Genomic DNA, 24,485 nt, shown 5'->3' with positions numbered 1-24,485 from the left:
GGCTGACGATATGGATACCATCAAAGTTTCGATTGGGCTGGCTTTTTTGGCAGGTCTGGCTTCCTTCTTTTCCCCCTGCGTTTTCTCGCTTGTGCCAGCTTACGTGGGTTATTTAAGTGGGCGGTCGATCTCTGCTCAGGAAGCAGGCGTTAACAAACTCAGGACTTTTTTACATGGTCTGGCTTTTGTGCTGGGGTTCAGTTTTGTGTTTATTTCGCTGGGATTGGCTTTTTCTGTATTCAGTCTGTTTTTCTATCAAATCCGCGATATACTGGCTAAGGCTGGAGGTGTGATTATCATCCTGTTCGGCATGCAAATGACAGGGCTGATCAATATTCCTTTTTTGAATTATGATTTCAGACCTCAATCTAAACTGAGCCAGGGAAGTGGCTTTTTTGCGTCATTTTTGATGGGTGTGGTTTTTTCTGCTGGATGGTCACCCTGCGTGGGACCGACATTGGGATTAATCCTGACCCTGGCAATCGAACGAGCCAATATCGGGCAGGGTGTCAGTCTACTCAGTATATATTCTCTTGGAATGGCTTTGCCTTTCTTAATAGCGGCTCTGGGGGTAGGATGGGTGACGGATGTATTAAGAAAATACGGTAAAGTGATGCATCGCATTCAAATTGTGATGGGCATTCTTTTAATTCTGGTTGGCGTGATGCTATTCTTAGGCATCTATCAGCAATTAGCAACGTTTGATCGTCTAATTGATTTTGGGATCTGATCTGGATAGGGATTGTGAAGAATCTGAAAAACAAACACTGGCTGATTGACGTTGGATTAATTTTCCTGATTATCGGGCTAGGCATATTGGTGGTGCTTGAGCTACGCCAGTCTATTCTGTTGAAACGGCAGCAGGTTAACCCGCCTTCAAATGAAACGGTATCGGAAATCACGGTGCCCGAGGGTACCAACCCGAATCCTGAAACCATCACAGAAGAACTCAGCCCCGAGGAACAAAGCTCTGATTTATTTACGCTGGATGGAAAACCGGTTGCATTGGAAGATTACCAGGGCACACCCATGCTGGTAAATTTTTGGGCAACCTGGTGTCCGCCCTGTCTTGCAGAAATGCCCTTATTTCAAAGTTATGCAGAGCGCTATGATGATCGATTGGTCGTTCTGGCTATCAACGCAGGTGAAGATGAATCGGTAGTGCGCAATTTTGTTGATCAACATGGGTTTGAATTAACCTTCCTATTGGATCCAACCAGTGCGGTTGTCCATCAAAACAAGGTTTTTGGTTTTCCAACAACGTTGTTTTTTAATGAGTCAGGCGAATTGGTAAAAACCCACATTGGTGAATTAAATGCTGATTTGATTGAGCGGTATTTATTATTATTGGGGTTGAACGAATGATACAGGTAACATTGTTTATTTCAAAAAAGGATCGACGACTTGAAGAGATTGTCCACCTGCTGAAACAGATTCAAAATGAGCATCCCCATGCCTTAACCATCATCGATATCGATCGCGAACCCATCCTGGAATCTGAATTCGGGAGCAAAGCACCTGTTTTAGACATTGGCGTTTATCGTTTGGTCAAGACCTTTGGAATCGATGAAATTACTCTTGCCTTCGAAAAAGCTGAAGCAAGGCTGGATGAAGCACGGTCAAAGGGTAACCTGGTATTAGTAAAACGGATTTCACAACCTTTGCAGATGGAAAAATCGGATCGCTTTTCCTACTGGTTTTCCAAAAATTTCATGTTGATTCTGAATTTCTTTGTGTTTTTGTATGTCTTCCTTGCTTTACTTGCGCCAGGGCTAATGAAATTGGGTTTGGAAACTTCAGCTAAAAGTATTTACACTGTGTACAGTCCCTTATGTCACCAGTTGGGTTATCGCTCATTTTTCCTATTTGGCGAGCAGCTCTTCTATCCCAGCAACCTGGCGGATATGGAGGGCTTCATCACTTTCGAGCAAGCTTCTGGAATAAATGAGAACGAAATTAATGCTTCTCGTCGCTTTTTAGGCAATGAGTTTATGGGGTATAAAACCGCATTATGTCAGCGCGATATGGCAATTTACAGTGTGATCCTTGTGTTTGGTTTCGTGTTCTCACTGACCGGTAAGAAGATAAAACCAATACCATGGTATGTATGGGTCCTGTTTGGCCTGGGACCGATTGGTCTGGACGGGTTCTCGCAGTTGCTCAGCCAGACAGGATGGGCAATCTTTGAGTGGATTCCGCTTCGAGAAAGCACGCCGCTGTTCCGCGTGGTGACGGGTGCTTTGTTTGGTTTGGCTTCAGCCTGGTTTGGTTATCCATACCTGGAAGAATCGATCAAGGAAAACCGAAATGAGATGCAATTAAAACAGGCGGTGGTCATGCAGATTGAAGAACAGATGGAGCGTCATTCTTAATGGGTTTTTATGAGAAAGACGGTCTGCGTTATTACCAGTTTGAAAGTTTTAAAAGCCTTCCGGTATTCCACGCAATTTTGACACGAAGAGGTGGCATCAGTCAGCCGCCCTTTGATAGTTTAAACACTGGCGGAACGGTGGGAGACGATCCGCAAGCAGTTTCGAGTAACCTTAAAAAGATATTTACTGCCTTCGGTCGTGATCTTTCTTCCCGATTTGATGTTTGGCAGGTGCATGGTGACCAGGTTGTTTGTGCAGACTCACCAAGAAACCTGGATGCTCCCTACCAAAGGGCGGATGGCATCCTGACCGCGAACACCAATATCACTCTATTTATGCGCTTTGCTGACTGCGTGCCAATCCTGCTGGTTGACCCTCAGGCACGAGCCGTCGGCATCGTCCACGCGGGATGGCAGGGTACTTACCGACGCGTAGCCCAAAGAGCGGTTGAGAAAATGTCCGCCGGTTTTGGTTCCCGCCCCGAATCATTGTTGGCAGGAATTGGACCTTCGATTTGCCAGAGCTGCTATGAGGTTGGCTCCGATGTATTGCGCTTATTTCAGGCACATTTAGGTGCTGATGGAAAACGGTATTTTCAGCAGCAGGACGGAGGGCTTCACCTGGATCTATGGAAGGCTAACCAGGAGATCCTCTATCAAGCTGGGGTGCAGCAAGTTGAAGTCTCGAGAGTCTGTACCGCATGCAATGTTGAAGATTGGTATTCCCATCGTGGAGAGAAGGGGAAAACTGGACGATTTGCAGTGATCATGGGCATCAAAGATCATTAAGAGCGAACGGGAGTGTACACAATGATTGAATTGAGCTTCTCAGAAAAAGTTGCCCTAATAGAAGAAAACCTGGCAACGATCAAGACACGGATGGTGAAATCTGCCGAGAAGGGCGGGCGTGAGGCTAAGGATATTAAACTGGTCGCAGTGACAAAGCTGTTGCCTTTAGAGACGATTAAAGCTGGTATTGCTGCAGGTTTACGCGACTTTGGAGAAAACTACCCGGAACAAGCTTATGAGAAAATTCGTGCATTGGCTGGAGATGAAAAGCTTACCTGGCACATGATCGGCCACATTCAAAGCCGAAAGACACGTACTGTTTGCAGCTATTTTGATTGGGTCCATGCTGTTGATCGATTGAAAATTGCCCGGTACCTGGACCGCTACTGTGCGGAAATCAACCGAATCATGCCCATTTTGATCGAAGTGAACGTGAGCGGTGAAGAAAGCAAACACGGTTGGAACGCTTGGGATGAAAACTCTTGGCCCGATCTGGTGGCACAATTCAAGGAAATCTCACTTTTTCCGCACATAAAAATTCATGGGTTGATGAGCATGCCGCCTTTCTTTGACGACCCTGAAAAGACACGCCCCTTTTATCAACGACTGGGACGTTTACAGCAATTTTTAAAAGATCAATTACCTGAAATTTCCTGGGACGAGCTTTCGATTGGGACAAGCTTTGATTATGAAGTAGCGATTGAAGAAGGTGCTACAATCATTCGACTTGGAACGACGATTTTTGGGGCCAGGCCTTAATAATACTCATTGAATCGATTGAGGAGAAATGGGTTTAATCATCATTGTTGTCAACGCATCAATCAGAATTTTAATTCTTGCAGTTTTTATTTATGTACTGCTGCGGTATTTTTTGGACCCCAATCACCCGATAATCACGACCCTGGGGAGGATTGTTGAGCCTCTTTTAGCCCCGATTAAAAAACATGTCCCACCAATCGGTGGATTGGATTTGAGCCCCCTGATTCTGATGGTTGGCCTTCAAATCTTGGGGATGGTGCTTGTCTCTGTATTGAGAAGGTTTGGATAAAAAAAGTCAACCTTCGTATAGTATTCTCCCGCAGGAGGAGCAAAAAACCAGGACACTGGAGGATCGTACTGCTTGCAGGTCTGCAGGCGTTATCGCCTGGCCGCAGATGCCACAACTGCCATCGACAATTGATACAACGGCAACCCCTCGCTTTCGCTCTCGGAGTTGATTGTACAGACTCTGATTTTTTTGAGAGGTGGCTTGAAGAACCGCCTCTTTTTCTCGGAGCAATCGGCTGAGCGTGTCATTCAGTTTTGATTGTTCGCCCACCAAAACAGCATTTTCTTGGATTAATAAAGCTTTGACTTGCTTGAGTTCGTTTTCAGCAAGCTGGTATTCCTCTTCTGCGGTTTCGTGATTGATCATTGTTTCCAATTGTTCATCTTCTAATTGGGCAATGTAGCGTTGGAGCGCTTCTGTTTCCATTTGAAGGTCTTGTAATTCCTTTGGATTCTTAATATTGCCACTAAAAAGTGCATTTTGACTGTTTTTACGTTTTATCCTTAGCGCTTCTACCTTGTCTTCGATCAACTTCAGTTTGATGCGGGCGTCCTTCAGATTTTGTTGTGCTTTTTCATGGTTTTTGGTGGCGATCATTAGCCGGCGATCATCGCTGAGCAATCGTTCTATTTCTTCAAGGCGCGATCTGGATTGATCGATTTCGGTATCAAGTTTTTGCAGGCGGAAAAGGGTTAACGATTCACTCATGAGCATTGGCCTTTCGTTTTCACGGGGTTAAGGTTTTTCAATGTTCATCCTTGTTTGACACAGTGCTATTTTATTTTATCACCTTTTTAAACCTAGCACTTTGAAGATTTTTGAATTTTTATGCTTGACTTGAAATTGAGGTAGCTGTCTTCGAAATGGGATAGAATAAAGCTCTAGAATCAGGGAACCAAATTGCTTCACAAAAGCGTGACACAGGAGATTTTATTATGGCTGTTGACATAATCCCGGTACAGAATCTGGCAAATAAACTCAAAACAAATTTGAGTAAAGTAATTATCGGAAAGGACACATCAATCGCATTGACGATCGTTGCTTTCTTATGCCAGGGTCATGTCCTTATTGAAGATGTGCCGGGCGTTGGAAAGACGATGCTGGCGCGCAGCCTGGCAGCCTCACTGGGATGTTCGTTTAAACGGATTCAATTTACACCGGACATGCTTCCAAGTGATGTGACAGGGGTTTCGATTTACAACCAGAATACACGTGAGTTCGAATTCAGACCAGGACCGTTAATGGCACAAATTGTGCTTGCTGATGAGATCAATCGGGCCACGCCCAAAACGCAATCGGCGCTGCTGGAGGCAATGGAAGAACGGCAGATGACCGTGGATGGCATCACCCATACGCTGCCCGTACCTTTTATGGTTTTAGCTACCCAGAATCCCATCGAATACGAAGGCACTTTTCCGTTGCCTGAAGCACAGTTGGATCGTTTCTTAATACGCATCGATATCGGCTACACCTCCCTGGGAAACGAAATCAGGATTCTGGAGGAACAGCAACTGGTCCATCCGATCATGGAACTCATGCCTGTTGTGTCCGTTGATGAGATCATCAATGCCCAAAATACGATCAAAAACATTCATGTATCAGAGCACGTAAAACAGTATATTGTCCAGATGGTACGAGAGACTCGCAAACACCCGGATGTATTTCTCGGCGCCAGCCCGCGGGGAAGCCTGGGTCTTTTTAAAGCCGGCCAGGCTCTGGCAGCCCTGGATGGCAGGGATTTTGTTTTGCCTGATGATATCAAAATGCTTGCCCCTTATGTATTGTCGCATCGTGTGATGGTAAGCCCATCTGCTCGTTTAACCGATGTCAGCGCGTCACGGATCGTGAGAGAAATATTGGAGACCTTGCCCGTTCCTGCGGGAGATCTGGATGGTGGTGTAATGTGATCAGGCTAGGCCGGTCCTTCTGGTGGATGCTCTTTTTGACCGGAGTAAGCTTCCTGCTCACGCGCCTGCCCTGGCTTTCTCCAAACCCAATTTACCTGCGCCTTACCGTGACACTACTTGTGATCATCGCGGTAAGCGCTTTGTGGACAATTTTCTCTTTATCGGGAGTTCAGCTCAATCGGACCTCAAGAGAAACCCGAAAACAGGTCGGTGAGGTCCACACAGAGGAATATGAAATTGTCAATCGTTTTTCGCTGCCCAAAATTTGGTTAAAAATCACCGATCAATCTCAACTTTTGGGTGGGACAGGCTCGAAGGTGGTCACTGGCATAGGGGGCAAAAAAACCAGGACTCATATTGGGATGACTTTGCTGCAAAAAAGGGGTTGGTACGAGCTTGGCCCGACACAGCTTGAATCGGGGGATATCTTTGGGTTGTTCTTGCGTCGTAAACAGGTTGAGTCAAGTCAGCGATTACTGGTCATCCCATACATATTTGACATACAATTTTTCTTGGCTCCCTTTGGCATCTTGCCCGGTGGTCGCGCATTAAGAGAAAAAACACTTGAGGTTACGCCTTATGCAGCAGGCGTTCGCGAATATGTTCCAGGAGATCCCCTCAGGAGGATCCATTGGCCGTCTTCAGAACGCAAGCAAATGTTGATCGTTAAAGAATTCGAAAAAGACCCATTAGCAGAAGTGTGGATATTTCTTGATGCGCGTAAAAATGTCCATATTCGAAGTGATGAATACGGATCTTCGGATTTGCATCAAATATGGTGGGGTCGCTATAAAAAAGCTTACAGGTTGCCACCGGACACAGCAGAATACTCGATATCAATTGCTGCCTCGCTCGCTAAATATTACATTAACCACAAACGAGAGGTATGTTTGGTCTCTTCTGGTCAAAATTATTCAATCCTGCCTGCCGAGCGCGGCGAACGTCAATTGGGTAAAATTCTTGAAACCCTGGCTGTAGTCGAAGCTGAAGGCAAACTCCCGATTTGGGCTTTGGTAAGCACGCACGTTAACCGTTTAGCCCGAGGCACCACAGTGGTAATTATCTCACCTGAAACGGATGCACGTCTTTTGACCATTGCTATGGATTTGATGCACAGAGGCCTGGTTCCCGTTATTGTGCTTATCGACCCCTCTGGTTTCGGAGGGTCGCAGGGGTCCAAAGAATTGTCGCAGAAACTTTTCGCCATGGGTGTGTTTACCTTTGTCATCAATGAGGGCGATGATATCAAAGAAATCTTGGAAACCCCTCAAACGATCATGACCAGGCATGGTTTTCTTCGAGTTGGGGTCGAAAATCGGTAGGGGATGTTCTATTACGGAACTCTACTATGATACTTTTTTGTGATGAGCATGGCGTTGAGGTTGGCAGGTTTTCAGCAGAAGGGTAAACTTAAGTCGAATATTGTTAAAAGGTTTGACTTATATCCCTATGGTATAATTGGCACGGCTTGTTGGTGATGTTTCATTAACAAACTTGTGAATTTAAGGAGAAATAAATTGGCATTTTCCCCCTTTAACTGGTTTTGGGGATTGTTTTCCCTCGACATCGGTATCGACTTAGGGACTGCAAATACACTGATTTATATACGCGGTAAAGGTGTGGTGATTAATGAACCCTCCTGGGTGGCAATCGAGAAACGCACACGGGACCCGATTGCAATTGGAGCACAAGCCAAAGCGATGGTTGGCAGGACGCCAGTAAATGTCGTTTCTCTGCGTCCTTTAAGGGATGGTGTGATCTCTGAATATGACATTACCCAGGCGCTATTGGAATACTTCATTGGAAAAGCCCATCAACAGAGCATTGTTCCCCTTCCGAAACCGAGAGTTGTTGTGGGCATCCCTTCAGGTGCTACAGAGGTAGAAAAAAGAGCGGTTTTTGATGCAGCGAAAGCTGCCGGCGCCAGGGAGGTGATGTTAATTCACGAACCTTCTGCAGCCGCGATTGGCGCTGGTTTACCGGTTATGGATGTGCAGGGAACAATGATTGTCGATATCGGTGGCGGGACAACGGAAGTGGCAGCCGTTGCGATGGGGGGAGTGGTTGTCTCCAGATCCTTACGTGTTGCAGGCGATGAACTTGACCAGGACATTATTAACTATATTCGAAATAAATATAATTTATTCATTGGTGAAAGAATGGCAGAAAAGGTGAAAATCGCCATTGGATCTGCATTCCCGCTGAGTGAGGAACTCACCATGGAGGTGCGTGGCAGGAATTTAGTAACAGGCTTACCAGAATCCATCGAGGTGTCATCGGTTGAGATTCGCGAGGCGATTTCACAATCGATTGGGGTGATCGTTAAGACAATCCGTGACGCTCTTGATGAGGCACCACCTGAAATACTTGCTGATCTGATTGATAGCGGAATCTGCCTGGCTGGTGGTTGCTCGCAGTTAAAAAATCTGGCAGACCGATTATCAGCCGACTTACGCGTTCGAGTTTGGGTAGCGGAAGATCCCTTAACATGTGTTGTACGGGGGTGCGGTATCGTTTTACAGAATAAAGATGAGTATTTAAGTTTTCTGGTTGGTATAGAACGGGAGCCAACAACTCGGATGATATTAACATAATCCCTGATTCCTGGTTTTTCTTTACTGATTGTTCGACAATTCGATCCAATCATGATTATGGGATCGGCGCCATATGAAATTCCTTAATTCGAAAAACATACAAACACTCATCATTTTTATTGCAGTCGGCGGGCTTTTATTCCTTGCTCTGAGTGGGTATTTGACACCAGTTTTTAATTTGTCGGTCAATCCTTTGATCTCACTGCAAAGTTGGATTTCAGTGCGTTACCTCTCAGCTCGAGACTTTCTAACCACACCTCGAGATATCACGGTATTGCAGGAGCAGAATGCCCTGCTCGAATCTCAACTCACACAACTCCAAACCCAGTTGATTGTCATGGAAGAGCGGCTCGGTGAGGCGCAGGTGTGTTTTGCCCTGCTTGATTTTGGTCGGACAAATCCTCAATATAATTACATTGCTGCCACTGTGATCGGCAGAGAAATAAGCCCCTTCTTGCAATACATCATCATTGATCGCGGCACCAATCATGGTGTGTTATACGGCATGCCAGTAGTCACTCAGCAAGGACTGGTTGGGCGCGTTGATGCGGTGATTGCCGGAGCTGCTCGCGTTAAACTGATCACAGATTCAACTTCTGTTGTGAATATCCGCCTGAAGTCTGCCGGGATTGAAGCACAATTGGTCGGGTCATTGACCGGGGATGTATCCTTAGATATGATCCCCCTGGATGTGTTTGTGGATCCAGGAGATGTTGTGCTAACTTCCGGACTTGGGGGGAATTTTCCCCCCAACATTTTCGTAGGTCAGGTGCTTTCGACCCAACGTCGCGAAAATGCTTTGTTTCAAACGGCATCTGTACAACCTATCGTTGATTTCGAAAGCATTAATGCTGTTTTGGTTGTCTCTGATTTTGAATCTGTGGATATCAATCCACTTATACCGGAGCCAGAACAATGATTTATCACCTTTTGTACGCCTTGTTGCTGGTTGTTTTTTATGTTCTGCAGACCGCAATTTTTTCACAGACAAAATTGGTTTCAGGGACTGCAGATATCATCTTGATTTTATTGGCAGCCTGGTCTTTGCAGGAGCGGGTCAAAAACAGTTGGTTATGGACGGTTATTACCGGGATGTTGGTCAGTTTAATCTCGGCGATGCCCTATTTTGCACCATTAATGGGCTATCTGGGAGTCGTTGCAATTTCTCAAGCTCTACAACGGCGGGTTTGGCGCACACCGCTGTTGGCATTGTTTATTGTGGTTTTACTAGGCACATTATTTCAACATGCTGTATATGTGATCATTCTAAAAATCACCGGGGCTCCAATTTCATGGTTAGAAAGTTTGGATCGCGTGATTTTACCGAGCATTTTATTGAATTTGATTTTCTCCTTGCCAATCTTTGCCGTTGTAAAAGACCTTGTAGGACGAATTACACCACTGGAGGTGGAAGTGTGAACGACTTTCCACAACGGACTAAATCTGATAATCAATGGCGTTACTCGATTTTGTATATCTTAATCGTTGCGATTTTTGGATATTTCCTGCTCCGTTTATTTGACATCCAAATCTTACAGGGTGCAGCTTTCCAGGCACAGGCAGACGATAACCGAACGCGGATCATTCGTGATCCATCAATTCGTGGGACCATTTACGATCGCAACGGCTATATTCTGGCGCAAAATGTGCCGTCCTATAATGTGGTGGTTATCCCAGGCTATCTTCCTCCTGATGAGGGTGATACCCAGGCAATCTTCCGGGAGGTTTCTGAACTAATCAATATGCCAGTGAGCCTGGGCGATACAGACGAAGAAACGGTCAGGGCTTTTACACCCTGTGTCAGTGAGTTGGGTATTAAAGAAGTTGTGTATATTGCTTCCACAAATTGGCCGTTTCAAGCCACAGCGTTGAAATGCAATGTCTCCCAGGACATTGCCATGGTCGTCATGGAAAATCGAGAAAAATGGCAGGGGATTGATATTGAGATCACAGCGGTGAGGCAATATCCCACCGGCGAATTAACTGCAGAAATCATCGGATTTTTAGGGCCAATTCCTGCTATTTTGCAGGATTATTATGTCGATCGTGGTTTTCTCCCTGAACGCGACAAGGTTGGTTATGCTGGGGTTGAGCAATCCATGAATGATATATTGGCAGGGACGAACGGTCTTCGGCGTGTTGAAGTGAATGTTGCTGGCGAGATCATCCGGAATCTTGATGAACCTATTGACCCAATCCCTGGTAACGACGTTTATTTGACCATAGACACCCGGTTACAGGCTATTGCCAGGGAGGCGTTAATCGACGAAATAGAATTCTGGAATTATTACTCCGGAAAAGTCCTGTCGAATAATGGCGTTGTCATTGCGATGAATCCCAAAACCGGGGAAATTCTGGCGTTGGTTTCGTACCCAAATTATCAGAACAACCGGATGGAGCGAGCAATACCGGGTTATTATTACGAGCAATTGAGCAATGACCCTCAACGCCCGCTTTTCAATCATGCTATTTCAGCAGAGCATCCGCCTGGATCCGTATTTAAGATGGCGTCTGCCCTGGGGGTGTTGAATGAAGGCGTGGTGACCCCGGAATATGAGATTTTTGACCCAGGGGTCATCACTGTTATGCAAAAATTCTATGAAAATGACCCGGGTGTTCCCAGGCAATTTGTTTGCTGGAATCGTGCAGGACACGGCTACGTCAATTTTATGTGGGGGGTAGCATATTCCTGTAATGTCTATTGGTATAAAGTTGGAGGTGGCTATCAAGACGAGGTCCCGGGCGATGGTTTAGGCATTTGGGGAATCAGCGAATACGCTAAAGCTTTAGGCTATGGAACCTTAACAGGCATAGAATTGCCCGGAGAACAAGATGGATTGATTCCCAATCCCACCTGGAAACGGATCAATCTGGGTGAAAACTGGGCAACAGGTGATACTTATACAGCAGCTGTGGGTCAGGGTTTTGTGCTGGCAACACCTCTGCAAGTCCTCAACTCTATTTCGACGATTGCAAATGGTGGCAAGTTGATGGATATCACATTGATTAGCAAAATTGTTGCTGAAGACGGGACTATTCTGCAAGAATTGACGCCCAGTTATCGTTGGGACATCACTGTTGATCCGGTCATCAATGTTTATGAAGGCAATAATCCCACTGGTGAAACGAAAACCGTTGAGCCCTGGGTAATCGAATTAGCAAACCAGGCGATGCGTCTGGTGGTCACAGACGGAACAGCGCATCGTTACGAAATTGAACGGCACGTTGAGTTGTTCAGAAACGATTCAAGCCAATCGGCTGGAAAAACCGGGACTGCTGAGTATTGCGATGATATCGCCAACGAACAGGGAAAATGCATCTTTGGGGCGTGGCCATCTCATGCCTGGTATGTGGGCTATGCACCCTGGGATGATGCTGAAATTGCTGTGGTTGCTTTTGTTTATAACGGCTCTGAAGGAGCGACGCTTTCAGCGCCGATCGTTCGTCGTGTGATTGATGCTTATTTCGAACTGAAAGCAATTGACGCAGAGAACAATCCCTAAGGGCAAAGCGTCTCATGTATGCGAAAAAGTATAATGCGGAAGAAAAATTTTGTTTTACGGTTATAAATCTGTACCGTGAGCTGGTAAGAAATGGAAATTAAGGGCATTAAAGAAGGAATTCTGATCTCTTTTCAAGGTCAGGAGTGGCAGGTTGTAAAAGAATCCCTGATTCAAATAATTGCAGAAAAAGGGGCTTTTTTTCAAGGTGCCCAGCTTGTTCTGGATGTCGGTCCGCTTGTTTTAGGAACCAATGCCCTGGAGGAGTTACGCGAAACATTAAATCGTTACAACGTCTCATTGTATGGACTGTTGAGCAAATCTATGGTGACACAAGAAGCAGCTCGTAGGATGGGATTGATCACAAAACTTCAAAAACCAGCAAAAAAAACTGACCATAAATTGTGGCCAATTGAGGCTGTTTTAAAGGGTGAAGCAGCCGTATTAATCCCACAGACAATACCACCGGGATTGACGACCAAATACCAAGGCCATGTGATTGTTCTTGGGGATGTCAGTCAAGGAACAGAAATCATCGCTAACGGTAGCGTAATTGTATGGGGGAGACTGTATGGAAATGTGCATGCTGGTGCAGATGGCGATCAAACCGCAGTGGTGTGTGCGCTTGATCTTGCGCCCAACCGGTTGCGGATTGCTGAAATAATTGCCATAACACCAGTAGATCAAGCAGAACCCATACCTGAGGTTGCCCGCATTCTAAATGGTCAAATCATTGCTGAACCGTGGCAAAACCCTTGATGATCAGGAAATTAATGAAAGGAAAGTTGTTGTTAATGCGATTCCGGAAAAGTGCGTTGTTGGAAAAGTTATAGAAAGGCGTGACAGGCAAGCGCAAAGGATCATGTGTTGATGAATAACACTCGTAATATCTGGCAGAACTTCGATTTTTTATTGTTCGGAGCTGGGCTGATTCTATCTATATTGGGCATCGCATTAATCCGCAGCTCCATCGCGGGAAATATTGCGCTGGCGGACCATCCTAACAGGCAAACGACGTTTCTAATTATCAGCCTGGTTGTTTTGTTTGTTGTTGCTGCCATTGACTATAAGTACTGGATCACATTAATCGCGCCTATGTATCTGGTGATCATGGCTTTTTTGGGCGTTGTATTAACTGCTGAAGCAAGGTTTGGCGCGGTTAGATGGTTGGAAGTGGGTCAAATCCTGATTCAACCCTCTGAATTTGCAAAAATTGTGATTATCTTAGCCTTATCAAATACATTCGCCAACGTCAAATCGAACAATCTTAAAGTCAATACGATTCTCAGAAGTGCGCTTGTGGTAGGTGGCTTGCTGACTTTGATTTTTCTTCAGCCAAATTTGAGTATGACCATCGTAATCCTGGTGCTGTGGGCTGCCTATCTATGGATAGGGGGTATAAAAATCAGGTTTACTTTGATTTTTGTTGCCATCATCATGGTTGTGATTTTAATTGGCGCTTTTACCGGGTTCTCATTTTTGGAAGACTACCAGCGAGATCGCATATCTAATTTTCTTTTTCCGGACCCAGATGCTCGTTATGGAGACACCTATAATGTGGATCAAGCTTTGATCACGATCGGTACAGGTGGTTGGTTTGGGCAGGGATATAATCAGTCTTCTCAAGTTCAGTTGCGATTTTTGAAGGTGCGACATACAGATTTTATCTTTTCTGTGCTTGCCGCGGAGTTTGGGTTGATTGGCACTCTGATTGTGATTGCCTTGCTTGTCCTGGTGATCATTCGCTGTTTTTACATCTCTCAAAACGCGGCAGATTCTTTTGGATCGTTAATTGCTTACGGTTTTGGTGTGTTGATCTTTTTTCAAACCGCTGTAAATATTGGGGTTAATCTGAATATTATTCCTGTTACAGGGTTGACGTTACCCTTTATCAGCTATGGGGGTAGCTCTTTATTGACGTTGTTTTTGGGGATTGGGATGGTTGAGAGTGTGGCAATGCGCTCACCGAAGCGCAAATGATGATTTTTTCAGCAAAATTAAGGGGTCCAACCTGGAGATTACGAATTATTTCGTATTAACAGCATGGGCTGGCTGACTTCGTTGATAAACAGGTGTATAACTTTCAGTTCCGAAACATTCCCTCCATGGGGCAGGATCAACAATCCTTTTTCTAATGCATTGAGCATGCTGAATAATCGGTGGATGGTTTCGGTTTTATAACCCTGGATCGATATTTTGCTGTTATTGGAAGTCGCCCATTGGTTTAAATTTGCTGTCACCTCTGCAAATGTGTCCGGGTCATCCTGACATACCAGAATTACCAGGGTTTCTCCAGGATTGACGAGGTCTCTACCGGTTTCAAGGCAACGTGTTCCTAAAGGGCTCTGGTGGTAAACAACGATGATTGGCTGACCAAGCCGGGCATTTTCTTCAATCAACAACAGGGGTTTTGTGTGGTTTTTTATCAGCGCTTGTGCGGTTGAGCCAAGCCTCCTTCCACGCACCGGATGTGTGCCTGCCTTGCCGATCACAATCAGGTCAGAAGATTGGCCTTCTTTTTCTATTGTCCTGTGGATATTTCCCCGTAACACCACAAAAACAGCCTTGATGTCGATTGATGACGTTTTTTTTCGAAAAGTTCTAATCACTGAACGAGATTGAACAAAAATACCGCGCGACAAACCATCCGTAGTAATTTCTCTCACCCTGGCTGTATGTTCTCCGACCTCCTGGCAAAAAGGCATCTCTGCCAGATTGAGCAGATTGATATCTTCAATAAAAATGCCTTTTAAAGCTGCGCGGTATTGTTGTGCCAGTTCAACCGCAGCCCCTAAAGCAGCAACACTGTGTGTTGAGTTATCGAGCGACACCAGTATTTGGTTAACGATTATTGGTCCGAGCATTTCACTCACCCTGATCTTTCTCATCTTTCCCAAAATGGGCTAGTGTTTTTGCCATTGTTTCTAGTTTTTGTTTGACCATGCCATTGATTGAATCAAGGGGAAAAGCGCCATTTTCATCTTTTTCCCCTGCCTTAATTCCTGTGAGGATTTCAATACCTTGGTCGATATGGGAAACCGGATAAATATGAAATTGATCAGCCTCTACAGCCTCAATCACATCCTTGCGTAACATGAGGTGTTTTATGTTGGCAGAGGGAATTAGAACGCCTTGATTGCCGGTTAAACCACGTTCTTTGCAAATGTCGAAGAAACCTTCAATTTTTTGATTGACGCCGCCAATTGCTTGAACCTCACCATGTTGATTGATTGATCCGGTTACAGCCAAATCTTGTCTGAGAGGCATTCCTGCAATAGCGCTCAGCAGAACGTAAAGCTCTGTTGATGAAGCGCTATCACCATCGACCCCGCCATAGGATTGTTCAAACACCAGGCTGGCTGAAAAGCTTAACGGAACATCTTGAGCAAAACGCCCTCTTAGAAACCCTGAAAGGATCAATACACCTTTTGAATGTATTGGACCACCCATGGCGACTTCTCGTTCAATATCGATCACCTGCCCTTTACCCAGGCTGATTTGAGCAGTGATCCGTGTTGGTTTACCGAACATTAGCGACCCAAGCTCGTACACAGAAAGCCCGTTGATTTGACCGACTTTCGCACCATCCGTACTGATAACATTGATGTCTCGCAAGATGGACTCCTGCATTTTTTCTTTTATTCGATCCCCCCTTCTGGTTTTTTCATCAATGGCACGCTGGACATCATCAACGGTAACAATCTCATGCCGGGATTCCTTTGCCCAGTAATCGGATTCAATGATCAATTCGCTCAAGTCCTGCAAACGGGTATTCAATCGTTCAGAATCATTGGCTTGTCTGGCGCTTTCTTCAATCAACCTGGCTACGGCATTTTTGTTAAAAGGCAGGGCGCCTTCGCGTTTGATAATGCTGGCAATCAGCCTCGCATATAAGCCCTGGTTGTTCTCAGTCCATTCGATTTCGGTTGTAAAATCGGCTTCAACCTTAAACAACTCAGAAAATTCGGGGTCATATTGCACCAGCAAGTAAAACAAAACTCGGTCTCCAACTAGGGCGATTTTCACGGACAAAGGGATGGGCTCAGGTTTTAGAGAGACCGTGCTGATCAGGCTGAGAGATTGCCCGATGGATTCGATTTCAATGTGTTTTGATTGCAGGGCACGTTTGAGTCCTTCCCAGGCAAAGGGCTGGTTAAGTAATTTTCGAACATCAATAATCAAATAACCCCCATTTGCTTTATGCAAAGCGCCTGGTTTGATCATACGGTAATCGGTCATTAAGGTTCCCATTTGGGCATAATGATCGAAGCGACCGATTAAATTGTTGTAGGTCGGGTTGTTTTCAAAGATAACCGGCGCTCCCTGGTTTTCTTTATTGTTGACAATGACGTTGACTTTGAAGCGATCCAACAGTGCTGCCGAGCGACCCTTTTGCTGCGACAAGGCCTCAAAAAAACTGGAAGCTTCTTGGTTATCAGTGGGAAGAAAATCGTCTGCATTTTCGATAATTTGTTCCTGAATTTCTTTAATATGCTCAACGACTCTCTCATAGGGCTGATATTTATTGATCAATTCATTAATTAAACCGCCAATGGCAAAATTCGCCATTTCTTTGTTTAGTTCTTTAATTTCTTGCTGTGCCTCGCGTTGCCTGGGAGGTACCTGTTGCAGGATTTTTTGCAGGCTCGATTGAAGTTCTTCAATAGCGTTTTTTATATCCTCTCGTTCCTGATCAGTTAATTTATTAACATCCTCTGGAGAAAGCACACCTTCATCATCGCGTGGGGCAAAGGCAATTCCAGATGGGGTTTTGATCATTGCCAATTTACGCTGGTTAGCCTTGTTCTGCAATTCATTGAAAAGCTCAGCTTGCTTATCTTTAAACGATTCAAATACAGCTTGGCGCCTGTTCTGGTATTCTTCGCTTTCAAAGGCAGCGGAAAGCGCTGTTTGCATTTCTCCAATCAGGTTGTCTATATCAGCTTGGTATTCAGTTCCAAATGATGGAGGCAGCGCGATGGCATAGGGTTGGTCAGGGTGGTCAAAGTTATGGACATAGATATAATCTGCCGGGGTGGGGTCGGATTTCGCCTTTTCTTCGAAAAATTCCTGCACGGCTTTTCTTTTTCCCATGCCCGCAGGACCAATCACATAAATGTTGTAACCTGGGTGCGAGATGTTCATTCCAAAATTGATTGCATCTGAAACCCTTTCCTGCCCAACAAACGTGATTTCATCTTCAACCTCGTCTGTGGTGTTAAACTTGAGCGTTTGCAGGTCGCAATGTCGATATAATTGACCGGGTTTCAATTCATTGATATTGGACATTTGTGAACTCCTCTGATGATTGTTCTTTCCTGTATTGACGATTTTACCCCTCAATGAGCAAAATAAAATTTTTTTGATAATAAATGCGGTTACTTTCAGAATGTTCAATATTCACTGATCAAGCAAAGAAGAATACCCGTGAAAGTGGTCTTTTTAGATAGCGGGGCTCTGCGTAGCGTTCGAATCAAAAAAGAATACCCGTGAAAGTGGTCTTTATTGATAGTGGGACTCTGTGTAACGTTTGAACCAAAAAAAGACCACCTGTGAAAGTGGTCTTTTTTGATAGCGGGGCTCTGCGTAGCGTTCGAACCAAAAAAAGACCACCCGTGAAAGTGGCCATCTTTGATAGCGGGGCTCTGCGCAGCGTTCGAACCAAAAAAAGACCACCTGTAAAAGTGGTCTTTTATGATAGCGGGGCTCTGCGCAGCGTTCGAACCAAAAAAAGACCACCCGTGAAAGTGGTCTTTTTTGATAGCGGGGCTTGGATTCGAACCAAGGACCTCCGGGTTATGAGCCCGACGAGCTACCACTGCTCTACCCCGCATCGAGGAATACATTCTATGACATTATTTAAAGATTGTCAAGCATGCGGTTCGGTGAATAATCGAAAGAAGAATAATTTAACATCAAAATTATTTCCGCCTTTCCTGGCATGTTTTATGAATGTGTTTTTCACACCTCCTAACGAAATTTGACAAACCAGTCATTTTAATGGATAATTAGGGACGGTTTTTTGGGCATGGCTATATTATTATCGCGCTTTTTGCAATTGTTGCCTGTAGAAATTTAAGGAAAATTACTTGAGCACAACTCTTACTGAAAACAACAACATTGGAATCATTATTCGAGCAATTGGCGTTGTTGTTGATGTTGAATTTGAAACCGGAAATCTACCCAGCATCCATAATGCACTCAAAGTATCTCAAATTGGAAAACCGCCTCTGATTTTAGAAGTCCATGAGCATGTGGATGCTCACACGGTTCGGACAGTGGCGTTGGGCTCAACTGAAGGCTTGAAACGGGGGCTGATTGTCGAGGACACCGGGAATCCCATTTTGGTCCCTGTGGGTAGAGAAACCCTTGGGCGAATGTTCAATATTCTGGGTGAACCCATCGATGATAAGCCGCCCGTCTCAGACGAAACCTCTCGGCACCCCATTCATTCAGAATCACCATCCTTAAGTTCACAGGAAGTGGTCACTTCCCCTTTTATCACCGGTATTAAAGCAATTGATTTGTTAACCCCCTATCCTAACGGTGGGAAAATTGGACTATTTGGTGGTGCTGGTGTTGGTAAGACTGTACTCATTATCGAATTGATGCGCAATTCAATTCAGAAGCACTCTGGAATTGTGTTGTTTGCCGGTGTTGGAGAACGCAGCAGGGAGGGGAATGATCTCTATCTGGAGTTAAGCAATACCGATGCCATGAAGTCAAGCGTTCTGGTCTTTGGTCAAATGAATGAACCTCCGGGCGCCCGACTGCGAACGCCACTGACCGCGTTAACCATGGCTGAGTACTTTCGAGATTACGAACGTCGCCCGGTTTTGGTGTTCATTGATAATATATTCCGCTATATCCAGGCTGGGTCAGAGGTTTCGGCTTTGCTGGGCCGCCTCCCCAGCGAGGTTGGCTACCAGCCCACCCTAGAATCCGAAATGGGGGCGCTTCAAGAGCGCATTACAACCACGTCTGCTGGCAGTGTGACCTCAATTCAAGCTATTTATGTGCCTGCTGATGACATGACCGACCCGGCTGTGGTTGCTACCTTTGCCCATCTTGATGCATCCACCGTGCTATCAAGGCGTCAAGTTGACCTCGGCATATACCCGGCGATCGACCCATTAAGTTCATCATCGACATTGATGGCGCCGCACATTGTCGGTCAGGAGCATTACCGTGTGGCTATGCAGGTCAAATCAACGCTTGCTCGGTATGAAGATCTGCAAGACGTCATCGCCATTCTTGGCATGGATGAACTGAGCGAAGCAGATCAAAAAACCGTGCGCAGGGCACGGCGCATTCAAAGGTTTCTGTCTCAACCATTTTTCTCAGCAGAAGAATTTACCGGTGATGCTGGGGTATTTGTCGAGCTAAACGAGACGATCAGGGGATTCAAGGAAATCCTGGAAGGTCGCTATGATCTGATCCCCGAACAAGCTTTTTATATGGTTGGAACCATCGATGATGCCATGGAAAAGGCGAGAAAACTTTCACTGGAGGAGGAACGGTGAGTTCTTTCCCCCTGCTAACCTTAAAAATTCTTTCGCCAGACGGGATCAATTTTGAAAAAAAAGGCCTTAAAGAAGTTGTCGTTCCCCTTGCTGATGGCGGATCGATAGGGATTAAACCTGGCCATGCGACTTTGATCGCAGAAACGGTGCGCGGAGCAATCCGCTATCGCTCAGAACTTGAACAGGACAGTATTGAAGTTCTCCCTGGCATTTTGGATATTAGAGATAATACGGTCATTATTTTGAGTGCTGGGAAAGTCTCACAACAAACAAGTATGGTGTCGGAAGCTGAACCAATGAATTTTGAACGATTGATGCAAACGTTGATCAGCAAAATTCAGTCTGAAGAAGAATCAATCTCATTACAAAGTTAGCATGACTGAAGAAAAAAAAAGCAAGAAATTTTCACTCAAAGGAATAGGCCTGACCACACTGGGCTGGGAAATTGCCCTGCCGATATTTGGCGGCGTTCTCATTGGTCACTATCTGGACCGGTTGACAAAAAACACTTATATGTTAACCCTATCTTTTTTAGGATTGGGCATTTTCATCGCCTACTACAATATTTATAAGCGTATCCAGATCGAAATCTGGCGAAAAAACCTCAAGGATAGGGAAAAAGGTGAAGACAAGGAAGAACTAAAAAAATGATTGCCTTCAACTTCATATTTTGGACATTAATCGGAGCCATTACTGGCTATCTTTATTTTTTATCTCAGCAGTGGTCGGTCAACCAATTGGACACCCAAAAAAGACACCGCAGTATCAGTTTAATCATGGTAGGAACCATTTTGCGTTGGCTATTGGTCGGCATTGTTTTTTCGATTTCGGTCTCGCATTCTTATCTGGCATTGTTGAGCGTTTTTTTATCCTTTATGTTGGTACGGTTGGTATTCTTGCTGATGTGGCAGGGCTGGCTGCGTTTTAAGAATCCTTTTATCCGCCATTAATAAGGACACCATATGGATAGTATTACACCACAAGTTGTCTTTGAAATATATGGAATAAAAATTACAAACACCGTTGTTTCCACCTGGGTAATCATGGTCATTTTAATTCTTTTAGCCTGGGTGATTCGCAGGTTTAAACCCGGTATTGGTGAGGTGATAATTGAATCAATCAACGGGATCATTGGTTCAGTGATGCCTGAAGAAACAGGGACCATTAAATATTTGCCAATTCTGGGAACATTAGCGGTGTTTTTAATTTTTTCCAATCTATTTGGCCTCGTTCCAGGCATGGTTTCCCCCACTGCAAATATTAATACAACCTTTGCCCTGGCATTAATTGTGTTTTTTGCTGTCCATGTTTATGGCATAGCTGAAAAGGGCTTGTGGGGTTATATAAAAGATTTCGCCAACCCCATTTTCATGTTTCCATTGGAAATTATCAGCCACATTTCCCGCACATTATCGCTGTCAATTCGCCTTTTTGGCAACATTCTGAGCACCGATTTGATCGTTGCAATCATTTTTTCGCTGGTACCACTATTTCTCCCACTCCCTATGGCGACATTGTCCATCATCACTGGTCTCTTGCAAGCTTACATCTTCACTATTCTTGCATCATTGTATATCGCTTCAGCTGTGGAAGTCCAGGAGTTTGAGCAGGAGCGCCGTCGCCTTAAACAATTGAAAAAAAAATCTAAACATTCATCATAAAAGAAGAAAGGATCCCATCCTATGTGGCAATTAGATGCACCTACATTAATAACTGTTCTAACCATTATTGTCTCCGTCGCAGGAATTGTCCTGGGTAGTATTGCTCCAAGTATTGTGGAAGGGATAGCAACAAAAACAGCGTTGGAAGCCATGGCGCGCCAACCTGAAGCCGCAGGAGATATTCGTACCACCCTGTTAATCGCAATGGCTTTATTAGAATCAGGGTCTATTTATGTTCTATTGATTGTTTTGATTCTTGTTTTTGCCAACCCATTGCTCGAGCTATTTGTTTTTTAAAAAAGCATAAGGAATAATTAGATGCTGGATATTGATCTGTTCACCGTAGTGGCCGAAATCATTAACTTTCTCGTCCTTGCGGTTGCCCTGTACTTCATTCTCTTTAAACCCATTGTAAAGCGCATGGATGAGAATGCAAAAAGAAGAGCAGAATTGCTCACAACGGCAGAAGAAATGAACCAACAAGCTGAGGATAATTTAGCATTAATCGTAGGGCGGCTTGATAATCTTGACAAAGAGATTGAAGTCCATCTGGAAAATGCCAAATCTCTGATGCAAGCAGAAAGCGAAGCACTTTTAGATGCGACGAAAACAGAAGCAGAGAGCATTCTTATTGACGCAGAAAAAGAGGTCGTTAAGCTTCAACAGCAAGGGATTGAGGATTTTCACGAAAAGCTTGTGAATGGCATTTTAAATATCAGCAAGCAAGTTCTCACTCAAACAACACCCGCTGAAGTTCATGACAATTTAGTCAATGAATTGATTGAGAAAATTTGGGATATGGGAAAACAAGACATGCACCAGGTGAGAACAGTGCGCGATTCTTTGACTGAGCGGACGCCCACAGTGCGCGTCGCATCCGCAAAGGCATTAACGCCTGACCAACAAAGGGCGCTCATTCGGCCGGTTTCTGCCCTTGCAGACCGCAATGTGAATATGGAAATTGATGTTGACCCAGATTTAATTTCAGGAATACGCGTTCATCTTGGCGACCTGATTGTTACCAACAACCTTGCGGTAGAGTTAAATAATTTAAAGACCGATATTGCTAAATTGATTGATGAAAGCCTGCAGCATTGATCTTGAAGAGGAAGAATTGATACTCTCAGAAGAACAACAACGTTCACTTTCAAAAGAGCTCGTTGAAAGCGCTAAATTAGTCACCTCAAAGGAGGCGTTTTTAGAGTCTATCAGACAACGGGCAGAACCTGAAAATGTGAATATGTTCGAAAATATTATACAAAATATAATCAGCAACCTGGCTGAAAAATCCGGTGAAATACAGCCCCGGGTTCGCTTTACGACAGTAGGCTCGGTTCATCGCATCGGCAACGGTGTGGCCACAGTCTCAGGCTTACCCGATGTCAGTATTGATGAAATCGTCACTTTTCCAACGGGCGTCGAAGGAATGGCATTAAACCTTGACCGCAAACACGTTGATTTGATTATGCTGGGCAGCGATCAAGGAATTCGAGGGGGCGATCTGGTGCAGGCTACAGGTAAACGGTTACAGGTCCCCGTTGGCAGCCAGCTCTTGGGTCGCGTGGTTAATCCATTAGGTAAGCCGATCGATCGAGACGAAATCATCGAAGCTAGTGAGCACAGGCATTTATCGAAAATTGCCCCTGGGGTTGTCGAACGCACGCCTGTCAACGAATCCTTATTCACAGGCACCAAAATGATTGACACGCTTTTTCCGATTGGTCGCGGGCAACGCGAATTAATCCTTGGGGATCGCCAGACAGGAAAAACCACTTTGGCGGTGGATGCCATTTTGAACCAGAAACACACCGGTGTACGCTGCGTTTATGTTGCCATCGGTCAAAAGAAATCATCAACACTTTCTGTAATAGAAACATTACGAGAAAAAGATGTGATGTCAAACACAATTGTGGTCATGAGCAGCTCCGACGACCCGCCTGCTCTCAGGTACCTTGCGCCCTATGCAGGGATGACCATGGCTGAATACTTTTTAGACCAGGGACAGGATGTATTAATCGTATTTGATGATCTCAGTAAACACGCCGATGCCTACCGAGAGTTGAGTTTGTTGCTTCGACGGCCACCAGGACGCGAAGCCTATCCCGGGGATATTTTTTATATTCATTCAAGGTTGCTCGAACGTGCCTGCAGATTGAAACAGAGCAACGGCGGTGGTTCTATCACAGCATTGCCCATCGCAACAACTCAAAATGGCAACATCTCAGCCTACATCACCACAAACCTGATATCGATCACGGATGGTCAATTGGTGTTAGATACCGATTTGTTTAATCAGGAACAAAAACCTGCAATTGACATCGGACGTTCTGTCTCGCGGGTGGGTGGTGCAGCACAAAAGCCGGCCATGCGACGGCTTGTAGGCAACCTCAAATTGGAACTTTCCCAATATAAAGAGGTTGAACACTTTACCCGATTTGGCACCGAGGTCGATGAAACGACACGCCGACAAATAAATAAAGGGCAGCGTATCCTCAATATCCTCAAACAACAACCCAATAAGCCCTACTCGTATTCAATGACGATTGTCGTTTTGTACGCACTCAATGCAGGGCATTTCGATCAGGTCCCCATAAATGATGTTGAAAACTACGAAAATTCTTTAATCGATTTCTTCCTCCATCGAGAAAACAAATTGCTTATCGACATCAGAAAAGAAACGCACCTCAGTGAATCAATCACAAATGAGTTAGATCATGCCTTATCTGCTTTCAACCAGTACTGGCTTGAAATAGGAGATGAAAACAAATGAAAATGGTGATGGTTGTCGTCCCGGCGAATGCCTCGGAGAAATTGCTTGATGCGTTGGTGAATGCTGGCCACACAGCCACATATACTGAAACACGCGGTGGGATGTTGAGGCAAAGTCAGTATTCGCTTTTCATTGTGGTACAAAATGAACAACTGGAGGAAGTCATAGGCGTTATCAAGGATAACTGCCACATCCAAGTAGAAATGAAAACCCAACACTCTAAGGATCAAACTTCACTCGAAAAACAAGCACTAACTGCTGAAATTGGCGGTGCAGTTGCCTTTGTTTGGGATATCGAGAAATTTGAATCCTTTTCCTAAGT

26 protein-coding genes and 1 tRNA gene are annotated in these 24,485 nt (G+C 44.9%); 23 read left to right on the top strand and 4 right to left on the bottom strand.

Annotated features, from left to right (window positions below; all coding sequences use genetic code 11):
• The first annotated feature begins 10 nt into the window (after nt 1-10).
• The 6 genes from CFX1CAM_RS07275 to CFX1CAM_RS11750 are packed head-to-tail and all read left to right on the top strand — an operon-like array spanning nt 11 to nt 4,208.
• Entirely contained in the window at nt 11-730 is a 720-nt protein-coding gene (locus tag CFX1CAM_RS07275) for a cytochrome c biogenesis CcdA family protein (protein ID WP_087862386.1), read from the top strand.
• A gap of 14 nt (nt 731-744) precedes the next feature.
• Entirely contained in the window at nt 745-1,365 is a 621-nt protein-coding gene (locus CFX1CAM_RS07270) for a TlpA family protein disulfide reductase (protein WP_157891782.1), read from the top strand.
• Nucleotides 1,362-2,372, top strand: a complete 1,011-nt coding sequence (locus tag CFX1CAM_RS07265) for a DUF2085 domain-containing protein (protein WP_087862384.1) — start codon at nt 1,362-1,364, stop codon at nt 2,370-2,372. Before CFX1CAM_RS07270 ends, CFX1CAM_RS07265 begins: the two co-directional genes overlap by 4 nt.
• A complete protein-coding gene (gene pgeF / locus CFX1CAM_RS07260; RefSeq protein ID WP_087862383.1) occupies nt 2,372-3,160 on the top strand; it encodes a peptidoglycan editing factor PgeF in 789 nt (262 codons plus the stop codon). The genes CFX1CAM_RS07265 and pgeF overlap by 1 nt, the downstream gene beginning before the upstream one ends.
• 21 nt (nt 3,161-3,181) lie before the next feature.
• Complete coding sequence (locus tag CFX1CAM_RS07255; RefSeq protein WP_087862382.1) at nt 3,182-3,919, top strand: YggS family pyridoxal phosphate-dependent enzyme; 738 nt, start codon at nt 3,182-3,184, stop codon at nt 3,917-3,919.
• 28 nt (nt 3,920-3,947) lie between these two features.
• Nucleotides 3,948-4,208, top strand: a complete 261-nt coding sequence (locus CFX1CAM_RS11750) for a YggT family protein (RefSeq protein WP_087862381.1) — start codon at nt 3,948-3,950, stop codon at nt 4,206-4,208.
• A gap of 6 nt (nt 4,209-4,214) precedes the next feature.
• On the opposite strand, the gene CFX1CAM_RS07245 is transcribed toward CFX1CAM_RS11750, so the two are convergent.
• Nucleotides 4,215-4,916 carry a zinc ribbon domain-containing protein gene (locus tag CFX1CAM_RS07245; protein WP_157891781.1) on the bottom strand — a complete coding sequence of 234 codons (702 nt, stop codon included), beginning with the start codon at nt 4,914-4,916 and terminating at the stop codon, nt 4,215-4,217.
• A gap of 227 nt (nt 4,917-5,143) precedes the next feature.
• On the opposite strand from CFX1CAM_RS07245, the gene CFX1CAM_RS07240 reads away from it, so the two are divergent.
• The 8 genes from CFX1CAM_RS07240 to CFX1CAM_RS07210 all read left to right on the top strand — a co-directional run bounded on the left by CFX1CAM_RS07240 (nt 5,144) and on the right by CFX1CAM_RS07210 (nt 14,189).
• Entirely contained in the window at nt 5,144-6,115 is a 972-nt protein-coding gene (locus CFX1CAM_RS07240) for an AAA family ATPase (RefSeq protein ID WP_197687109.1), read from the top strand.
• 35 nt (nt 6,116-6,150) lie between these two features.
• Nucleotides 6,151-7,437: a DUF58 domain-containing protein gene (locus tag CFX1CAM_RS07235; RefSeq protein WP_157891780.1), complete on the top strand. Its 1,287-nt coding sequence runs from the start codon at nt 6,151-6,153 to the stop codon at nt 7,435-7,437.
• A 195-nt stretch (nt 7,438-7,632) separates the two neighbouring features.
• Entirely contained in the window at nt 7,633-8,709 is a 1,077-nt protein-coding gene (gene mreB / locus CFX1CAM_RS07230; RefSeq protein ID WP_087862378.1) for a rod shape-determining protein, read from the top strand.
• Nucleotides 8,710-8,782: 73 nt separating this feature from the next.
• Complete coding sequence (mreC, locus tag CFX1CAM_RS07225; protein ID WP_087862377.1) at nt 8,783-9,628, top strand: rod shape-determining protein MreC; 846 nt, start codon at nt 8,783-8,785, stop codon at nt 9,626-9,628.
• Nucleotides 9,625-10,128, top strand: coding sequence for a hypothetical protein (locus CFX1CAM_RS11380; protein WP_157891779.1), 504 nt, complete (start codon nt 9,625-9,627; stop codon nt 10,126-10,128). Before mreC ends, CFX1CAM_RS11380 begins: the two co-directional genes overlap by 4 nt.
• Entirely contained in the window at nt 10,125-12,212 is a 2,088-nt protein-coding gene (gene mrdA, locus CFX1CAM_RS07220; protein ID WP_157891778.1) for a penicillin-binding protein 2, read from the top strand. Before CFX1CAM_RS11380 ends, mrdA begins: the two co-directional genes overlap by 4 nt.
• A 90-nt stretch (nt 12,213-12,302) precedes the next feature.
• A complete protein-coding gene (gene minC / locus CFX1CAM_RS07215; protein WP_087862375.1) occupies nt 12,303-12,968 on the top strand; it encodes a septum site-determining protein MinC in 666 nt (221 codons plus the stop codon).
• Nucleotides 12,969-13,079: 111 nt separating this feature from the next.
• Entirely contained in the window at nt 13,080-14,189 is a 1,110-nt protein-coding gene (locus CFX1CAM_RS07210; protein WP_087862374.1) for an FtsW/RodA/SpoVE family cell cycle protein, read from the top strand.
• 38 nt (nt 14,190-14,227) lie between these two features.
• Here the strand turns inward: CFX1CAM_RS07210 and CFX1CAM_RS07205 are convergent, their stop codons facing one another.
• The 3 genes from CFX1CAM_RS07205 to CFX1CAM_RS07195 all read right to left on the bottom strand — a co-directional run bounded on the left by CFX1CAM_RS07205 (nt 14,228) and on the right by CFX1CAM_RS07195 (nt 18,042).
• Complete coding sequence (locus CFX1CAM_RS07205) at nt 14,228-15,073, bottom strand: universal stress protein (protein ID WP_157891777.1); 846 nt, start codon at nt 15,071-15,073, stop codon at nt 14,228-14,230.
• Between the two features lies 1 nt (nt 15,074).
• A complete protein-coding gene (locus CFX1CAM_RS07200; RefSeq protein ID WP_087862372.1) occupies nt 15,075-17,498 on the bottom strand; it encodes a Lon protease family protein in 2,424 nt (807 codons plus the stop codon).
• Between the two features lie 472 nt (nt 17,499-17,970).
• A tRNA-Met gene (locus tag CFX1CAM_RS07195) sits at nt 17,971-18,042 on the bottom strand.
• Between the two features lie 256 nt (nt 18,043-18,298).
• Between CFX1CAM_RS07195 and atpD the strand changes: the two genes are divergently transcribed.
• From atpD to CFX1CAM_RS07150, 9 genes are read left to right on the top strand one after another with little or no spacing between them, the layout of a single operon-like run.
• Nucleotides 18,299-19,732, top strand: coding sequence for a F0F1 ATP synthase subunit beta (atpD, locus tag CFX1CAM_RS07190; protein WP_087862371.1), 1,434 nt, complete (start codon nt 18,299-18,301; stop codon nt 19,730-19,732).
• The gene (locus tag CFX1CAM_RS07185; protein WP_087862370.1) at nt 19,729-20,106 is read left to right on the top strand and encodes a F0F1 ATP synthase subunit epsilon; all 378 of its coding nucleotides are present in this window, start codon (nt 19,729-19,731) and stop codon (nt 20,104-20,106) included. Before atpD ends, CFX1CAM_RS07185 begins: the two co-directional genes overlap by 4 nt.
• Nucleotide 20,107: 1 nt before the next feature.
• Nucleotides 20,108-20,383 carry an AtpZ/AtpI family protein gene (locus tag CFX1CAM_RS07180; protein ID WP_087862369.1) on the top strand — a complete coding sequence of 92 codons (276 nt, stop codon included), beginning with the start codon at nt 20,108-20,110 and terminating at the stop codon, nt 20,381-20,383.
• The gene (locus CFX1CAM_RS07175; RefSeq protein ID WP_087862368.1) at nt 20,380-20,682 is read left to right on the top strand and encodes an ATP synthase subunit I; all 303 of its coding nucleotides are present in this window, start codon (nt 20,380-20,382) and stop codon (nt 20,680-20,682) included. Before CFX1CAM_RS07180 ends, CFX1CAM_RS07175 begins: the two co-directional genes overlap by 4 nt.
• 12 nt (nt 20,683-20,694) lie before the next feature.
• On the top strand, nt 20,695-21,393 hold the full coding sequence (gene atpB / locus CFX1CAM_RS07170) for a F0F1 ATP synthase subunit A (protein ID WP_087862367.1): 699 nt from the start codon (nt 20,695-20,697) through the stop codon (nt 21,391-21,393).
• A gap of 21 nt (nt 21,394-21,414) precedes the next feature.
• On the top strand, nt 21,415-21,690 hold the full coding sequence (gene atpE / locus CFX1CAM_RS07165) for an ATP synthase F0 subunit C (RefSeq protein ID WP_087862366.1): 276 nt from the start codon (nt 21,415-21,417) through the stop codon (nt 21,688-21,690).
• A gap of 21 nt (nt 21,691-21,711) precedes the next feature.
• Complete coding sequence (locus CFX1CAM_RS07160; protein ID WP_087862365.1) at nt 21,712-22,491, top strand: F0F1 ATP synthase subunit delta; 780 nt, start codon at nt 21,712-21,714, stop codon at nt 22,489-22,491.
• Nucleotides 22,472-24,163: a F0F1 ATP synthase subunit alpha gene (locus CFX1CAM_RS07155; protein WP_197687108.1), complete on the top strand. Its 1,692-nt coding sequence runs from the start codon at nt 22,472-22,474 to the stop codon at nt 24,161-24,163. The genes CFX1CAM_RS07160 and CFX1CAM_RS07155 overlap by 20 nt, the downstream gene beginning before the upstream one ends.
• Nucleotides 24,160-24,483 (top strand): cyclic-di-AMP receptor, encoded by a 324-nt coding sequence (locus CFX1CAM_RS07150; RefSeq protein ID WP_087862364.1) that lies wholly within the window; start codon nt 24,160-24,162, stop codon nt 24,481-24,483. The genes CFX1CAM_RS07155 and CFX1CAM_RS07150 overlap by 4 nt, the downstream gene beginning before the upstream one ends.
• The last annotated feature ends 2 nt before the right edge of the window (nt 24,484-24,485 follow it).

The organism is Brevefilum fermentans (genome assembly GCF_900184705.1).
In the GTDB taxonomy this organism is placed as follows: domain Bacteria; phylum Chloroflexota; class Anaerolineae; order Anaerolineales; family Anaerolineaceae; genus Brevifilum; species Brevifilum fermentans.
Note: the sequence above shows the minus strand (reverse complement) of the source record. Positions and strands in the feature narration are given on the sequence as shown.

Coding starts and splice junctions, on each gene's coding strand:
- CFX1CAM_RS07275 (WP_087862386.1), top strand. CDS start 11: ATGGATACCATCAAAGTTTCGATTGGGCTGGCTTTTTTGGCAGGTCTG.
- CFX1CAM_RS07265 (WP_087862384.1), top strand. CDS start 1,362: ATGATACAGGTAACATTGTTTATTTCAAAAAAGGATCGACGACTTGAA.
- pgeF (WP_087862383.1), top strand. CDS start 2,372: ATGGGTTTTTATGAGAAAGACGGTCTGCGTTATTACCAGTTTGAAAGT.
- CFX1CAM_RS07255 (WP_087862382.1), top strand. CDS start 3,182: ATGATTGAATTGAGCTTCTCAGAAAAAGTTGCCCTAATAGAAGAAAAC.
- CFX1CAM_RS11750 (WP_087862381.1), top strand. CDS start 3,948: ATGGGTTTAATCATCATTGTTGTCAACGCATCAATCAGAATTTTAATT.
- CFX1CAM_RS07245 (WP_157891781.1), bottom strand. CDS start 4,916: ATGAGTGAATCGTTAACCCTTTTCCGCCTGCAAAAACTTGATACCGAA.
- CFX1CAM_RS07240 (WP_197687109.1), top strand. CDS start 5,144: ATGGCTGTTGACATAATCCCGGTACAGAATCTGGCAAATAAACTCAAA.
- mreC (WP_087862377.1), top strand. CDS start 8,783: ATGAAATTCCTTAATTCGAAAAACATACAAACACTCATCATTTTTATT.
- CFX1CAM_RS11380 (WP_157891779.1), top strand. CDS start 9,625: ATGATTTATCACCTTTTGTACGCCTTGTTGCTGGTTGTTTTTTATGTT.
- minC (WP_087862375.1), top strand. CDS start 12,303: ATGGAAATTAAGGGCATTAAAGAAGGAATTCTGATCTCTTTTCAAGGT.
- CFX1CAM_RS07210 (WP_087862374.1), top strand. CDS start 13,080: ATGAATAACACTCGTAATATCTGGCAGAACTTCGATTTTTTATTGTTC.
- CFX1CAM_RS07205 (WP_157891777.1), bottom strand. CDS start 15,073: ATGCTCGGACCAATAATCGTTAACCAAATACTGGTGTCGCTCGATAAC.
- CFX1CAM_RS07200 (WP_087862372.1), bottom strand. CDS start 17,498: ATGTCCAATATCAATGAATTGAAACCCGGTCAATTATATCGACATTGC.
- CFX1CAM_RS07180 (WP_087862369.1), top strand. CDS start 20,108: ATGACTGAAGAAAAAAAAAGCAAGAAATTTTCACTCAAAGGAATAGGC.
- CFX1CAM_RS07175 (WP_087862368.1), top strand. CDS start 20,380: ATGATTGCCTTCAACTTCATATTTTGGACATTAATCGGAGCCATTACT.
- atpB (WP_087862367.1), top strand. CDS start 20,695: ATGGATAGTATTACACCACAAGTTGTCTTTGAAATATATGGAATAAAA.
- atpE (WP_087862366.1), top strand. CDS start 21,415: ATGTGGCAATTAGATGCACCTACATTAATAACTGTTCTAACCATTATT.
- CFX1CAM_RS07160 (WP_087862365.1), top strand. CDS start 21,712: ATGCTGGATATTGATCTGTTCACCGTAGTGGCCGAAATCATTAACTTT.
- CFX1CAM_RS07155 (WP_197687108.1), top strand. CDS start 22,472: ATGAAAGCCTGCAGCATTGATCTTGAAGAGGAAGAATTGATACTCTCA.
- CFX1CAM_RS07150 (WP_087862364.1), top strand. CDS start 24,160: ATGAAAATGGTGATGGTTGTCGTCCCGGCGAATGCCTCGGAGAAATTG.